This window comes from Nannocystis punicea, assembly GCF_026965555.1.
GTDB classification, from domain to species: Bacteria; Myxococcota_A; Polyangia; order Nannocystales; family Nannocystaceae; genus Nannocystis; species Nannocystis punicea.
In genome coordinates, this window is the sequence record NZ_CP114040.1 from 9954134 (window position 1) to 9968717 (window position 14584).

At 74.1% G+C, this 14584-nt stretch carries 11 protein-coding genes; 3 read left to right on the top strand and 8 right to left on the bottom strand.

The window, feature by feature from the left end:
* Positions 1–54 precede the first annotated feature (54 nt).
* Complete coding sequence (locus tag O0S08_RS38085) at positions 55–1470, top strand: DUF4215 domain-containing protein (RefSeq protein WP_269034380.1); 1416 nt, start codon at positions 55–57, stop codon at positions 1468–1470.
* Between the two features lie 58 nt (positions 1471–1528).
* Positions 1529–3283 carry an alpha/beta hydrolase family protein gene (locus O0S08_RS38090; protein WP_269034381.1) on the top strand — a complete coding sequence of 585 codons (1755 nt, stop codon included), beginning with the start codon at positions 1529–1531 and terminating at the stop codon, positions 3281–3283.
* A gap of 249 nt (positions 3284–3532) precedes the next feature.
* Here the strand turns inward: O0S08_RS38090 and mtnA are convergent, their stop codons facing one another.
* The 4 genes from mtnA to O0S08_RS38110 form a co-directional block, all read right to left on the bottom strand.
* Entirely contained in the window at positions 3533–4588 is a 1056-nt protein-coding gene (gene mtnA, locus O0S08_RS38095) for an S-methyl-5-thioribose-1-phosphate isomerase (protein WP_269034382.1), read from the bottom strand.
* Positions 4585–6045, bottom strand: a complete 1461-nt coding sequence (gene gatB, locus O0S08_RS38100; RefSeq protein WP_269034383.1) for an Asp-tRNA(Asn)/Glu-tRNA(Gln) amidotransferase subunit GatB — start codon at positions 6043–6045, stop codon at positions 4585–4587. Before gatB ends, mtnA begins: the two co-directional genes overlap by 4 nt.
* A gap of 351 nt (positions 6046–6396) precedes the next feature.
* Entirely contained in the window at positions 6397–8205 is a 1809-nt protein-coding gene (locus O0S08_RS38105) for an amidase (protein ID WP_269034384.1), read from the bottom strand.
* Positions 8202–8519, bottom strand: coding sequence for a hypothetical protein (locus O0S08_RS38110; protein ID WP_269034385.1), 318 nt, complete (start codon positions 8517–8519; stop codon positions 8202–8204). The genes O0S08_RS38105 and O0S08_RS38110 overlap by 4 nt, the downstream gene beginning before the upstream one ends.
* A gap of 89 nt (positions 8520–8608) precedes the next feature.
* Here O0S08_RS38110 and O0S08_RS38115 point away from each other — a divergent pair, with 89 nt between their 5' ends.
* Positions 8609–9580 carry a hypothetical protein gene (locus O0S08_RS38115; protein ID WP_269034386.1) on the top strand — a complete coding sequence of 324 codons (972 nt, stop codon included), beginning with the start codon at positions 8609–8611 and terminating at the stop codon, positions 9578–9580.
* Positions 9581–9650: 70 nt separating this feature from the next.
* Here the strand turns inward: O0S08_RS38115 and O0S08_RS38120 are convergent, their stop codons facing one another.
* The 4 genes from O0S08_RS38120 to O0S08_RS38135 all read right to left on the bottom strand — a co-directional run bounded on the left by O0S08_RS38120 (position 9651) and on the right by O0S08_RS38135 (position 14538).
* Positions 9651–10157 (bottom strand): hypothetical protein, encoded by a 507-nt coding sequence (locus tag O0S08_RS38120; protein WP_269034387.1) that lies wholly within the window; start codon positions 10155–10157, stop codon positions 9651–9653.
* Positions 10158–10869: 712 nt separating this feature from the next.
* Positions 10870–12399, bottom strand: coding sequence for a UDP-N-acetylmuramoyl-L-alanyl-D-glutamate--2,6-diaminopimelate ligase (locus O0S08_RS38125; RefSeq protein ID WP_269034388.1), 1530 nt, complete (start codon positions 12397–12399; stop codon positions 10870–10872).
* Between the two features lie 707 nt (positions 12400–13106).
* The gene (locus tag O0S08_RS38130; RefSeq protein ID WP_269034389.1) at positions 13107–14132 is read right to left on the bottom strand and encodes a hypothetical protein; all 1026 of its coding nucleotides are present in this window, start codon (positions 14130–14132) and stop codon (positions 13107–13109) included.
* 67 nt (positions 14133–14199) lie between these two features.
* Positions 14200–14538: a hypothetical protein gene (locus O0S08_RS38135; protein WP_269034390.1), complete on the bottom strand. Its 339-nt coding sequence runs from the start codon at positions 14536–14538 to the stop codon at positions 14200–14202.
* Positions 14539–14584: the final 46 nt, after the last annotated feature.

The window sequence follows — 14584 nt, forward strand, 5'->3', positions numbered from 1 at the left end:
CATGTTCGATCGTGCCCGCGCGCGCCCGCTCGCGGCGCTGATACGATGGCTGCGATGAGAACCTTCGCCCGCTGCGCGCTCCCGGCCCTCGCAACCTTGCTGTTCGCCTGCGGCGACGACGTCGCCACCACCGACACGCTCGACCCCTCCTCGACCACCACCGAGGGCGGCTCGACCGAGCCGGCGACCACCGACGCGCCGACCACCGGCGTCCCGACCACGACCTCCGACACCGACGAGGGCACCGCCTCGGAGGGCGACTCGACCACCACCGGCGAGCCCACGACCTCGACGACCACCAGCACCGCGACCACCGACGCCGCGACCACCGACGCGCCGGTCGAGTGCGGCAACGGGATGGTCGAGGACGGCGAGGAGTGCGACGACGGCCCGGGCAACGGCCCCAACCAGGCGTGCCTCGCCGGCTGTGTCCTCAACGTCTGCGGCGACGGCGACCAGGGCCCGCGAGAGGGCTGCGACGACGGCAACCTCGAAGGTCGCGACGGCTGCAGCGCCGACTGCGTCAGCGAGCTGTGCGGCGACGGCGTCGTCCAGGCCGGCCTCGGCGAGCAGTGCGACGACGGCAACACCGACGCCGAGGACGGCTGCAGCGACGCCTGCTTGCTCGAGTCGTGCGGCGACGGCGTCGTCCAGGCCGGCCTCGGCGAGCAGTGCGACGACGGCAACGACGTCGACGGCGACGGCTGCAACGCCTGCGTGCTCGACACCTGCGGCAACGGCGTCCTCGACATCGAGCTCGGCGAGGGCTGCGACGACGGCAACGACGTGTCCGAGGACGGCTGCAGCGAGACCTGCGCGGTCGAGGAGTGCGGCGACGGCGTCACCCAGGCGGGCCTCGGCGAGACCTGCGACGACGGCAACACCGACGCGAACGACGGCTGCGGCCCGACCTGCGAGACGGAGGTCTGCGGCGACGGCGTCGTCCAGGACGGCGAGGAGTGCGACGACGGCAACACCGACGACGACGACGGCTGCAGCGCCGCCTGCGAGGTCGAGATCGTGTCGCTGTGCGGCCCCGGCAAGATCAGCCTGCTCGTCAACGAGGGCTTCGAGTCGGGGGCGCTGGCGCCGTGGACCACCAACGGCGGCGTGACCGTGACGATGAACCCCCACGACGGGGTGTGGGCCGCCGAGGCGACCAACAACTGGTACGTCGAGCAGACCTTCGCCGCCACCCCGGTCGCGCAGCTCACCAGCGCCAATTTCTGGACCTGGCACGACGCCGCCGACAACCCGGCGATGTCCGTCGAGTGGGGCTACGCCGACAACACCAGCGGCAGCACCTTGTATTCCAACCAGCAGCTCGATGGTTGGGTCCTGCACGACATCCTCCCGCTGCTCGACGGCAACAAGTCGCTGGTCCGCCTGCGGGTCTGGGGCTACATCGGCGGCCAGCCGCTGCCGGACATCACCCGCTTCGACAGCTTCCGCCTGTGCCGCGACCCGTGAGCGCCGCGCCCGCCGCGACGGTGGCGTCGCCCGCCGTCTTGGGCTATCCCCGGGGCGCATGCGCCCCCGCCCGCTCGCCCTCGCCGCCCTCGCCCTGACGCTCGCGGGCGGCTGCCTCAAGATCCCGACCGAGAGCTCCAAGTCCCCGGAGACAGGTTCCGAAGGACAGGCGGTCACCCTTTCGTGGCCCGGCGCCGCGGTCGACAAGCTCTACCGCCCGGGCGAGGTCCGCGTCTACACCATGATGCAGTCCGGCAAGCCGATCGGCACCTCGTGGGGCCGCTACGAGGGCCCGGTCGACGGCGAGCCCGATCACTTCCGCTTCGCCACCCGCATCGAGCTGCGCCCGCCCGGCCGCGACGGCAAGCCGGCCGAGCCGCTGCGCAGCTCCGGCGAGCTCGTCGTCGACGCCCGCGGCGACCTGGTCCGCGGCTTCGAGCGCAGCAACGCCGCCGAGCTGACCTTCGAGCGCAAGGGCGACGCGATCCACTTCAACTCCGGCCGCGAGCGCGACGAGATCACCTACCGCAACGGCGACGCGTACATGGCCTTCTCGGCGATCTTCCACGAGGAGCTGATGTTCGGCCTGCGCCGCCTCGAGGCCGGCGAGCTGTCGTGGCGCCTGGTCAGCCTGTCCGGCTCGATGCCGACCGAGTGGACGGCGACGCTGACGATCCCCGACCCGGCGACGCCCGGCCAGGCCACGATCAAGACCAACCTCGGCGAGACGGTTTACCTGCGCGACGGCCGGATCGAGAAGGTCCAGATCGAGGCCGACGACGTCGAGATCCAGGTCCCCGTCCAGCCGCCCACCTGGCCCGAGTGGGAGATCGCCGGGCCACCTGTCCTCAAGTACAGCCCGATTCCGGGCGCGAAGTTCACCCGCCGCGACATAGACCTGCCCGGAAGGCCAGGTGAGCCCGCGCTCGCCGGCGAGGTGCTGCTGCCGCCCGGCAAGGGCCCGTTCCCGGCCGCGCTGCTGCTGCCCGGCACCGGCCAGCAGGACCGCTTCGGCTTCGCCGGCCCGCCGCCGGTCGACCTCGGCAGCCACACCATCACCGACGCGCTCGCCGAGGCCGGCTTCGTGGTCCTCCGCTTCGACGAGCGCGGCTTCGGCAGCAGCGCCGACGGCCCGATCTCCTACCTCGGCCAGCTCGAGGACGCCCGCCGCGCCCTGCGGACCCTGCTGGTCCAGGACGAGGTCGACCCCGACCGCATCGTCCTCGTCGGCCACGGCGAGGGCGGCTGGAAGGCCCTCACCCTGGCCGCCGAAGACCCGGGCGTGAAGGCGGTCGCCCTGCTCGCCACCCCCGGCCGCCCGTACGAGCAGATCTTGCGCGCGCAAAGCGACGCGGCCCTGCAGGCGGTGCCGCCGCAGCTGCGCGAGGAGGCCCGCAAGACCCAGGAGAAGACGCTGCAGGCGCTCAAGACCGGCCACAACGTGCCGCCCGAGCTGGCCTCGCAGGCGCTGTGGGTGCGGGAAATCTTGCAGGTCTCGCCGGAGGCGCTGCTCGCCGGCGGCGATGCGCCGCTGTGGGTCGCCCAGGGCAACAAGGACTTCGAGGTCGACCCGAACCGCGACCCGCAGGAGCTGATGAAGCTGGCCAAGCGGCGCAAACGCAAGGCCGAGCTCAAGCAGTTCGCCGACCTCGACCACCTGTTCAAGCCCGAACCCGAGAACTCCAACCCCGCCCGCTACCTCGACGCCGCCCGCACCGTCGACCACGCGTTCCTCGACCAGCTGACGACCTGGCTGTCCAATCAGGTCAAGGCCGGCCCCGCCCCGACCCCCGCCAAGCCGCGCACGAAGTGAGCCGCCCGGCGCTCGCTCGCGCCAGGCCCCGGCCGCTCACGGGCCCACGCGAGGCCCGCCGAGGCCTCTCGGCCGTGAGCGGCGGGGCTCCTGTTCCAAAGGACAGGCCCTCGGGGCAGCCCGCTTGTCGGCCCACGCGAGGCCGTGGACGCCTCCCGGCCGGCGGAGCGCGAGCTGCGTCGCATGCCCCGAAGAACATGCCCTCACGGACATGCTCTTCACGACATGCCCTTCAGAGCATGTTTTTTTTTAAGAATCCATCAGCGCGGACAGCGTGGCCGGGCGGAACACCCCGCGCTCGGTGATGAACGCGGTCACCAGCTCGGCGGGGGTGACGTCGAACGCGGGGTTGCGGGCGCCGACGCCGGCGGGGGTCATGCGCCGGCCGCCGTGGAGGTGGACCTCGTTGTGGTCGCGCTCCTCGATCGGGATCTCCGCCCCGCTCGCCGTCGACGGGTCGATCGTCGACCACGGCGCGGCCACGTAGAACGGGATCTGGTGGTAGCGGCACAGCACCGCCACGGTGTAGGTGCCGATCTTGTTGGCGACGTCGCCGTTGCGGGCGATCCGGTCGGCGCCGACGATGGCCGCCTGGATCTCGCCGCGGGCCATCAGCGACCCGGCCATGTTGTCGGCGATGACGTCGACGGGGATCCCGTCGTGGCGCAGCTCCCACGCGGTCAGCCGCGCGCCCTGCAGCACCGGCCGCGTCTCGTCGGCCAGCACGCGGAGCTTCTTGCCGCTCGCGTGGGCCCGCCGGATCACCCCGAGCGCGGTGCCCCAGCCGGCCGTCGCCAGCGCCCCGGTGTTGCAGTGCGTCAGCACGGTGCCGACCTCGGGCATCAGCGGCGCGCCGTGGTCCGCCATCGTCAGGCACGCGCGCAGCTCGTCGTCGACGTAGCGCAGGGCCGCCGCGTGCAGGTGGCCGCGCACGCCGGCGACCGTCAGCCCGGCCGGGCACTCGGCCAGCGCGCCGCGCATGTGGGCGATCGCGTGGAACAGATTGACCGCGGTCGGCCGGGTCCGCGCCAGCCGCTCGAACGCCATCAGGCACGACTCGCGGAACATCGCCATGTCGTCGGAGAAGCGCCACGACGACGCCACCAGCCCGAGCGCCGCGGCGCAGCCGATGGCAGGGGCCCCGCGCACCGCCAGCCGCTCGATCGCCTCCGCCACCGACTCCACGTCCTCGAGGTCGAGCCAGTCCTCGCGCTCGGGGAGCGAACGCTGGTCGAGCAGGTGCAGCACCCGGCCGTCGGGGCTGAGCTTGACCGGGCGGAGCATGGCGCTGGATTCGCTGGTCATATCGTGTCGTCTCCTGGGGGCGGCGACTGTAACGCCACCACGAGGAGTTTGTGGACGCGTCGCGGATCGGCTCGACCCCGCAGCGCCTGCATGACCCGACCAATAAGATACCCCCATAACGCTGCCTTTCCTGCGCGATACTGCGCGACCTGCCGCGGGTAACCACGCAGCACGTCGACGATCGCGGCCGTCAGCGCCGCGTCGTCGTTCTCGAGGACCAGGCCCTCGCGCGCGGCGATCCCCCCCGGGACGCCGCCCTCTTCCACCAGAAGATCCAGGATCTGTTTCGCCGCCGGTGCGCTGACCTCGCCGCAGTCGATCATACGGACGAGCTCGGCGAGCGCGGCCGGCACCACCTTCGACGTCGCCAGCTGCGCCGGCGGCACGCGGCCGATCAGCTCGACCGTCAGCCACTTGCACAGCCGCCCCGCCAGCGCCGGCCCGCGCGGCCCGAGGCTCACCAGCGCCGCGTCGAACCAGGCCCCGAGGACAGGTTCGTCGAGCAGCAGCGCCGCCTCGGCCGGCGCCAGCCCGAGCACGCAGTAGCGCACGCGGGTCCGTTCGGGCAGCTCGGGCAGGCGCGCGCGGCTGTCCGCCGCCGCCTCCGGGTCGATGCGCAGCGGCGGCAGGTCCGGCTCGGGGAGCCAGCGATATTCGAGCTCTGTCGCCTTCACGCGCATCACCTGGACCGCCGCGCGAGCCGGGTCGTAGCGCAGGGTCACCGGCGCGACCGGCTCTCCTGCGGCAAGCAGCGCCTCCTGGCGTTCGACCTCGGCCGTCACGGCCCGCTCGATGAAGTTGAACGAGTTCAGGTTCTTGATCTCGCAGCGCACCCCCGGCGCCGTCGATCCGCGGCGCTGCAGCGACACGTTCACGTCGCAGCGCAGCGAACCGTCCTCCATCGTGGCGTCGGACACATCGAGGCGGAGCAGCAGCGAGCGCAGCGACCGCAGCACTCGCGCAGCCTCCGCAGCGCTGCGGATCACAGGCGCAGTCACGATCTCGACCAGCGGCGCGCCGGCCCGGTTGTAATCGAGCAGGGCGCCCGCGTGGACCTTCGCCGCGTCCTCCTCGAGGTGCAGCCGCTGCAGCGCGACGGACCGGGTCGCCCACGGCCCTGCCTCGGGATCGGGCACCTCGAGCGCGCCGCCGCGGGCCAGCGGGCGCGCGTGCTGGCTGATCTGATAGCCCTTCGGCAGGTCCGGATAAAAGTAGTGCTTGCGGTCCCAGCCGCTCTCCTCGGCGACCTCGCAGCCCAGCGCCACCGCCAACCGCACCGCCAGCGCCACCGCGGCCGCGTTGACCACCGGCAGGGTCCCGGGCAGCCCCCAGGTGTACGGGTCGGTGGCGCAGTTGGCCTCCGCGCCAGGTCGCAAGGGACAGGCCGAGAACAGCTTGCTGGCCGTCTTGAGCCGGCAGTGGACCTCGAGCCCGATCACCGGCACGAACTCGGACACGGTCACACGCCCTCCGCGAACATCATCCTCTTCACGCGCCCTCCGCCTCGCGACCGCGAGTGAACCTCGCCCGGCATCCCTGCCGACGACGGCACGCGCTCCTCGCCCCGCATCGCGCCGACCTCCCACGGCTCGCGCTCGACGCAGTCACCGCGACCGCGACCTCATCATCCTCACTCGCCCTCCGCCTCGCGACCGCGAGTGAGCCTCGCTCGACATGACCGCCGACGACCTCACCCGCTCCTCGCCCGACCTCCTGCGTCTCGACGTCTCGCGGCCGCACTGCCGTCGATCGCACGAGCCCTTCGCCTCGCCTCACCGCCGACCTCACTCGCCTCGCGCTCGACGCCGTCACGCGCCCTCCGGGCCGGCCAGCAGGCGCGCGCGCCACGGAGTCGCCGCCTCGAAGGCCGCCGCGATCGCCAGGAGGCGCCCCTCCTCGAGCCGCCGGCCGACAAGGTGGAGCCCGATCGGCAGCGCCGGCGCGCCCGCGGTCAGCCCGCACGGCAGCGACACCGCCGGCAACCCGGCCAGGCTGGCGGCCACGGTGAAGCGGTCGACGTCGAGGTCGGCCAGCGCGCGCGCGGCCCCGTGGCTGTCCTCGAGGACATCTCCTCTCACGCGCACCCCCGCCTCGGCGCAGGTCGGGCTGGCCAGCGCGTCGCAGCGCCCGAGCGCCGCCTGCAGGCCCGCAGTCGTCGTCGCCCGGGCCGCCCGCGCCCGCGCGAGCAGCTCCGGCTGCGTCTGCAGCCACGTCCCGAGCACCAGCCGGCGCTTGACCTCGAGCCCGAAGCCGGCGCCGCGGGTAGCCGCGGCGGTCGCCGTGTAGCTGTCCTTCGGGACAGACAGGCCGTAGCGCACGCCGTCGTAGCGGGCCAGGTTGCTGACCGCCTCGACCGCCGACAGCGCCGCGTAGGCCGTCAGCGCCAGGCTCGGGTCCGGCAGCGCGACCTCCACGATTGTCGCCCCCGCGCCCGCCAGGGTCGTCAGCGCCGCCGCGAACGCCTCCGCCACCGCCGGCTCGAGCCCCGAGAGGTCGGAAGGGTCGACGCCGATCGTCACCCCCTGCAGCCCGCAGGTCCGGCCGCGCGCTGCCAGGGCCGCGTAGTCGGTCACCGGCGCGCGCAGCGACGTACTGTCTTCCGGGTCATGTCCTGCGAGACAGGCGAGGACGCGGGCCGCGTCGTCGACGGTGCGCGCCAGCGGGCCGACCGTGTCGAGGCTCGAGGCGAACGCGACCAGCCCCGCCCGCGACACCCGGCCCCAGGTCGGCCGCACGCCGACGAGCCCGCAGCGGGCCGCCGGCACGCGGATCGATCCGCCCGTGTCGCTGCCGACGGCCACCGCGGCCGCCCGCCCCGCGACCGCCGCCCCCGCGCCGCTCGACGAGCCCCCGGGGACATGTCCCGAAGACCATGGGTTGCGCGGCCGGACCGACCCGCCCCGGCTCGCCGCCTCCGATGACTCTCCAGACATGTTCTTGAAGACATGCCCCGAAGGCCATCCATCTCGCGCCGCGCCGCCGGCCACGTCCTCTCGCCTCGCGCCCTCAACGACATGCCCCGAAGGCCCGCCATCTCGCGCCGCGCCGCCGGCCACGTCCTCTCGCCTCTCGCCCCTCGCGCCCTCATGCCCCGCCGGCCGTTCGGCCACGCCCTCTCGCCCCTCGCCCCTCGTGCCTCCCGCCGGCTTGTCGGCCCCGCGCCCGAGCATGTCCTGAAGAACATGTCCCGAAGCGCACAGGTCGCCGTGCGCGCCCATGCCGAACTCGTCGAGCGCGAGCTTGCCGAGCAGCACCGCCCCGGCGGCGCGCATCCGCCGGACCTGGGCGCCGTCCCACGGCGGGACCCATCCCGCCAGGATCCTCGAGCCCGCGGCGGTGGCGATCCCGGCGGTCACGAAGCTGTCCTTGAGGCCATACGGCACCCCCGCCAGCGGGCCCAGCGGCTCCCCGCGGGCCCGCGCCGCGTCGACCGCAGCGGCCTCGGCCAGCGCGACCTCCGGGGTCGGGCGCACGTAGGCCGCGAGGCGGTCGGCGCTGGCCTCGACCTGCGCGAGGTAGGCGCGGGCCACCTCGACCGCGGCGATCGTCCCCATCCGCACCGCGTCGGCGAGCTCACCGGCAGTGAGTGCGATGATCCGCGCGCGGTCCGCGGTCACGACGAGCCCGCCTCGCGTGACCGCGACGACACATCGTGGCCCGCGAACGAGCCGACCCGCACCAGGCCCTCGGGGGTGGTCGACGGCACCCCGGCGAGCGCGAGCGCCTGCGGCAGCGCCGGCCCCGGGACGTCCGCGCGCAGGACCTGCTCCTCGCGCGGGCAAGCGTCCGGCGCAGCCTCCGCAGGTCGGTCCGGAAGAGCCCGAAGACGCGCGAGGAGCGGCTGGAGCGCCGCCGAGATCGCCCGCGCCTCGCCGGGGTCGAGATCGACGAGAACCGCGCGTGCGAGCGCCACAGCCGCTTCGGGGTCCATGCGGGTGCGGCAGCCTACCACAGGGGTCGCGACCGGGCCTTCGCCCCGCTTCCGTGACTTGGCCGCCGGGCCGCGGTAATTCTGGATCCGTGACCGACCGCTCCGTCGCCTGTCGCCGGCCCGCCACTCTGGGCCTCCTGCTCGCCGCCACGATCGCGGCGTGCAACGGCGTGGTCGACGAGGCGGGCGAGCTCGGCGCGGCCCCGCCGGAGTCCGGTGAGCCGGCCGCGACGTCGCGCCTCGCCCAGATCCGCGTGGTCGTCCAGCCGCCCGGCGAGTTCGGCGGCGACGAGCCCGCGCTCGAGGTCGCGGCGGTGTTCGCCCAGTACCGCGGCTACGACGAGGCCGCCGCGCGCACCCGCCTCGATCTGCCGCGGCCGCCGGCCGAGCGCCTGCGGGCCGGCCACTGTGTCCCCACCGAGCAGCTGCTGGCGGGCGACGAACCTGTCTCCAAGGACACTGTCTCGAAGGACAGCAGCGGCTCGCGCGAGCTGATCCTGCTCGACGCCGGCAACCTCAGCGTCAGCCTCGGCGAGGCGACGCTCGACGTCCCGCTGGCGCTGGTGCCCGACCTGGTGCCGACGATCTCCGGCGTGACCTACACCTACCTGGGCGACAGCCTGCCCGCGGGCGCCTGGCCGCCGGGCGAGCCGGCCCCGTCCGAGTTGGTCGTCCGCGTCGACGGCGAGGGCGACGAGCTGCCCGGCTTCACCCTGCGCCCGCGCCTGCCCGAGCCCGCCGCGCTGTCCGGCACGCTCGACCGCGACCGCGACGAGCTCCGCCTCGAGTGGCGCCCCGACGGCCGCGAGCCGCTGGTCCTGCGCCTCGTCAGCCTCATCGGCGGCGAGCCGGTCGGCGAGGAGCTGACCTGCGTCGCCCACGACGACGGCTCGTTCGTCGCCGACCTCGACGAGCTGCACGCGCTCGGCCTCGACGGCGGCCCCGGCACCGCCCTGCGCGTCTCGGCCACCCGCTCCGGCCGCACCGTGTTCGACGCCGGCGAGTTCGTCGGCGCCGAGGCGGTCGTCGAGGTCCGCACCGTCACCGTCGTCGGCGACTGAGCCGCGTCGCCTGTGTCCCTTCGGCCATGTTCTTTCGAACATGGCCGATTGCACCGCTCTGAAAGCCATCTCATCGATCGATCTGGCAGCCGGGGTCGTCGACGCGGCCGTCGACCGCGGGGAACTGGCACAGCACCCGCGCGCCGGCGCGACCGACCTGCAGCTTGACGGCGGTGAACTCGATCTCGGTCGGCGACACCCGCCAGCCGGCCGCCGGACAGACCTCGGCGGCGGCCACCTCGGGCGGGCTGGTGCGGACGAAGAAGGTCGCCTCGCGCCCGGCCTTGCGGGTCACGGCCGTGCCCTTGAGCATCATCGGCAGGGCGAACGGCTGGGTCGCCTGGTCCGGGCCGACGCAGGAGCCGGTCACCAGCCCGCGGGCCTTGACGAGCACCGGCGCAGGCTCGGCGTCGACGCTGGCGAAGCTGCCCGACGCGACGAAGGTGAGGCCGTCGCGGAAGACCTCGAGGTCGGTGAGCCGTGGGCCCGCGCCGGCGCTCTCGCTCGCCGCCGCGAGCGTCGACGCCAGGGCGCCGACCAGCGCCAGCGTGGTCATCGTCACAATCAATGTACGCATCGCTCGCTCCATTCGTGGCACTTAACTCTGACCTCGCATCCGGCCCCGGACGAGTCGAAGTGATCACAACCACGGTCGCGGCCGTCGGCCGGGGTGGCACGCGTCGCAACGGACCCGCCCGATCGCGGCCCCGGCCGCGTTCGTCGGGCCGGACGGTCGCTCCGGCGAATTTCCTCGCGGCCGCGGCGTCATCGGCGGTCCTCACGGACAGCCGATGCGCGGCTCGCCCGAGGTGCATGCGGCACGCCGGCGCTCACCTGTCCCCGAAGTCATCCCGCGCGTGGCCCAGCGACCCCGCAGCCGCGGCACCGGGCCGTCACCTCCCCAGACAGCGACCCGTCCGCGCTTGCATCGCCGCGCGAGGCAGCGCCCGCCGTCCAGATCACCGCGCGGCGGCGATACGCATCACCTGTCCTCACGGACATCCGCAGCTCGCCGCACGGATGCCCGCTCACCTGTCCTCGCGGACATCCTCGTCATGACCCGCCGGCCCCGCGCGGGCGCAACGCCGCCGCCTCGTCGCTGTGCCGCCACGATCTCGTCACCTGTCCTTGCGGACATCCGCGTCATGCCCCGCCAACCCCGCGCCAGCCCGACGCCGTGCGACCTCGCGCCGCCACCACCGCTCAACCTGTCCTCGCGGACATCCGCGTCATGACCCGCCGACCCGCGCAGGCCCGACGCCCTGCGACCTCGCGCCGCCACCACCGCCTCACCTGTCCTCGCGGACACCCGCGCCGTGCCCCGCGGGCCCGCGCAGGCGCAGCGCCGCGGCGGCCTCCTCGCGATCGTCGAAGTGGAGCTTGGCCGTCCCGACGATCTGGTAGTCCTCGTGGCCCTTGCCGGCGATCACCACCACGTCGTCGGCGACGGCCTCGGCGACCGCGCGGGCGATCGCAGTCCTGCGGTCGACCAGCGGCACCACCCGGTCGCGGCGGTCCGGCGGCACCCCGGCGAGCATCTGCGCCACGATCGCCTCCGGGTCCTCCGTCCGCGGGTTGTCGGACGTGGCGTAGAAGCGGTCGGCCAGGGTGGCCGCGAACTCGCCCATCGGCGCGCGCTTGCTCGGGTCGCGGTCGCCCCCGCAGCCGAGCACCACGAACAGGCGGCCGCTGCAGGCGCGACGCACCGCTTGCAGCGCCCGCGCCACCGCGTCGGGCGTGTGCGCGTAGTCGACCAGCACCACCGGCCCCTCGACGCCCTGGACGGTGACCCGCTCGAGCCGCCCCGGCGCCCCCCGGCAGCTCGCCAGCGCCGCGCCGATCCCCTCCAGCGAGAGGCCCAGGCCCACCCCCAGGCCGATCGCCACCAGCAGGTTGTCGAGGTTGAACGCGCCGACCAGCGGCGAGCGCAGCGCCAGCGGCCCCGCCGGCGTGTCCACGTGCGCCCTGAGCCCTGTCTTTTCGGACATGACCGAAGAGGCGACGATCTCCGCCCCCGGCGCTCCGCCGCGCGACGCTCGCCACGCCTGCGCCCCCGCCGGCGCCGCGGCCAGGAATTGCCGCGCCGCCGGCTGGTCGTCGACCGCCGCCACCACCACCCCGCCGGGCCGCAGGTGCGCCGCCGGCAGCAGGCACTTGGCCGCCAGGTAGTCGGCCATCGTCGCGTGGAAGTCGAGGTGGTCCTGAGAGAAGCTGGTCAGCCCGGCCGCGTCGTAGCGCAGCGGCCGGACCCGCCCCTGGGCCAGCGCGTGCGACGACACCTCCATCACCGCGTCGGTGGCCCCGCGCCCGCGCGCCCGCGCCAGCAGCTCCTGCAGCTCGAGCGGGAACGGCGTGGTGAAGGCGGCCTGCTCCTCGCGGTCGGCGACCCAGTTGCCGGTGGTGCCGATGCGCGCGTGCCTTCTTCCGGCCGCCGCCAGCATCGCCGCGACCAGGAAGGTCACGGTCGTCTTGCCGTTGGTACCTGTCACTCCGGCCAGGCGCAGGTGTTCGCCGGGCTCGCCGAAGGCGCGCGCGCACAGCCGCGGCAGCGCCTCGGCGATCGCCGGCAGCTCGACCCGCGGCTCCGGCCCCGCCAGCCGCCCGCGCTCGACGATCGCCAGCGCCGCCCCTGCCGCCAGGGCCGCCGGCACGAACGCGTGCCCGTCGTGCGCCAGCCCCGGCACCGCCACGAACGCCGCCCCCGGGACCACCCGCCGCGAGTCGACGACCAGCCGCGTGACCGCCGTCTCCGGCCCGCACCCGTGGTAACTCGCGTCTTCGCCGGCGAGCAAGGCGCCGAGCCGCAGCGTGTCGGACATCGCCGGCAGGCTAGCGCAGCCGCGCCCGCCCGGGAAGCACCGGGCGCGACCTCGTCCGGCCGCTCGCCGCGCGGCCTCCCTCGCCCGCATCACCCGAGACCTGCACCTCGCGCGTCGCCTCGCGCCGCCGACGCGACATGTCCCTCGGGCCAGCCTCGCCTCTCGACCCGGCGCGGCGCGGCCGAAGAGCAGCATGTCCTCGCGGGCAGGTGATCGCGGCGCGCCTGCATCCTCGGGCGTCGCCCGCCCAGAGCGCCGCCGCTCTCGGCGGTAGATCGACGTGTCCTCGAGGTCATGCGGCCTGTACCACTCGCCAGCCCGCCCGCCTCGCTCACGGCGCGAGCCCCCTGAAGACGAATACCCGCAGCCCCGCCCGCCTCCCCGAAAGACACATCCCTCTCACCTGCCGCTGCGCGTGTGGACCAGGCGATCGCAGGTTGGACGCCGCATTCACCCACGCGCCGAAGGACATGCCCCGAAGGATGTCCTCCTTCGCGCCCCCTCTCACCTGCCGCTGCGTGTGGACCAGGCGGCCGCAGGTTGGACGCCGCATCACCCACGCGCCGAAAGACATGTCCCGAAAGACATCTCGCTCCGCGCCCCGTCTCACCCGCCTCTTGATCAGGCGCCCGATCCGCAGCTCGAGGAACACGCCCCATGCCTCAAAGGACATGCCCCTACGAACATGTCCCGCAGGACACCCCGTCTCACCCGCCGCTGGGCGTCTTGACCAGGCGACCGATCCGCAGGTTGGGGATGAACGCCTCGGTCAGGGCCGCCGGCGACTGGATCTTGCCGCGCACAGTGTCTTCCAGCCGGCGCGGCGGCTCGGTCGGGGCCGGCGGCGGCGGCAGGGTGTCTTCGGCCGGCAGCGCGGCGAGCAGCGGCGGCGGCGGCATCAGCAGCTGGGCCGCGGGCATCGGCGGCGGCGGCGGCAGGTCGGTATAGGCGCCGTACTCTTCGTCCTCCAGCTCGACCTCGAGCTCGCCGAGCTCGCCCGAGATCGAGATCGGCGGCAGGCGGCTCGCCGGCGGCGTCGTGGCCGGCAACGAGCCGAGCTCGCCCGAGATCGCGATCGACGGCGGCCGGGTCGCCGGCGGCGTCGTGGCGGGCTGCGGGCTGAGCTCGGCCAGGCGGGCCTGCAGCTCGGGCCGGCGCACGGGCGGCTCGGTGTAGCCGATCGACGAGCCTGGCGGTCGCGGGTAGATGCCGGACTGGGCCGCGACGTCGAGCTCGCCGCGCAGCGCGGTCAGGTCGAGGCGGTCGAGCCACGTGCGGTCGACCAGGTAGCGGCCGTCGACCGGCACCAGAGTCAGCGAGCCGCGCGTGATGCTGTGGAGCAGCTTGCCGCCGGCGTGGTGACGCAGGCGACGGCCGAGCTCGGCGACCGCCTCGTCGTCGTCGTCGAGGGCGCGCGTCAGCGCCGACAGCACCAGGCCCAGCACCTCGCGGGCGCGGTCGAATTCCGCCTGGACCGTCGCCGGCCCCGCGCTCGCGGGGCTCGCCGGCGGCGCTGCGGGCGACGGCCCGTGCTGCGTCGCCCGCAGCCGCTGCGCGAGACCGGCCGCCACCTGCAGCTTCTTGTTCAGCTGTCGCGCCAGCTGAGCCCAGTGGTCGCGCTCGTGCTGGCCGGTCGCGACCGCCCCCTCGAGCTCCGCCACCCGCGCCTCGAGAAGCTGGATCTGCAGGACCTTCGCGTCGTAGCGCTGCCAGATATCACCGGAGTCCGTCATCGGCGGGTCCCAAGCATAGACGGGAATGCCAGGCGAAGCGAACATCGGCCGCGGGCGGGTGCGGCTCTCAGTTCAGCACGATGCGGGTCAGCGTGAGCCCGCGCCGCGCTCCATGAGCGACTGCGACGGCGAACACATGTCCGCCGGGCTTCCAGGTCTCCTCTCGCAGCGGCACGACCTGCGCGATGTACGTGCCGGGAAGACGGCCAGGCATCACGCCCGCGATCCGCACCGGCACCCCGCCCACCCCGACGATCATCGCGTCGACGCGGATGTCGGCGATGTCGACGTCGGTGATCGGCATCCCATCCTCGTCGCTGACCGCCAGCGCGATGCTGGCCGGATCGCGGTTGCCCGCGGCCGCGATCGTGCGCTCCGCGATCGCCTCGAGGATGAGCCGCGTCATGCCGGCAACATGTGTGATCTCGGTCGCTGCGCCAGCTTACGCCGGC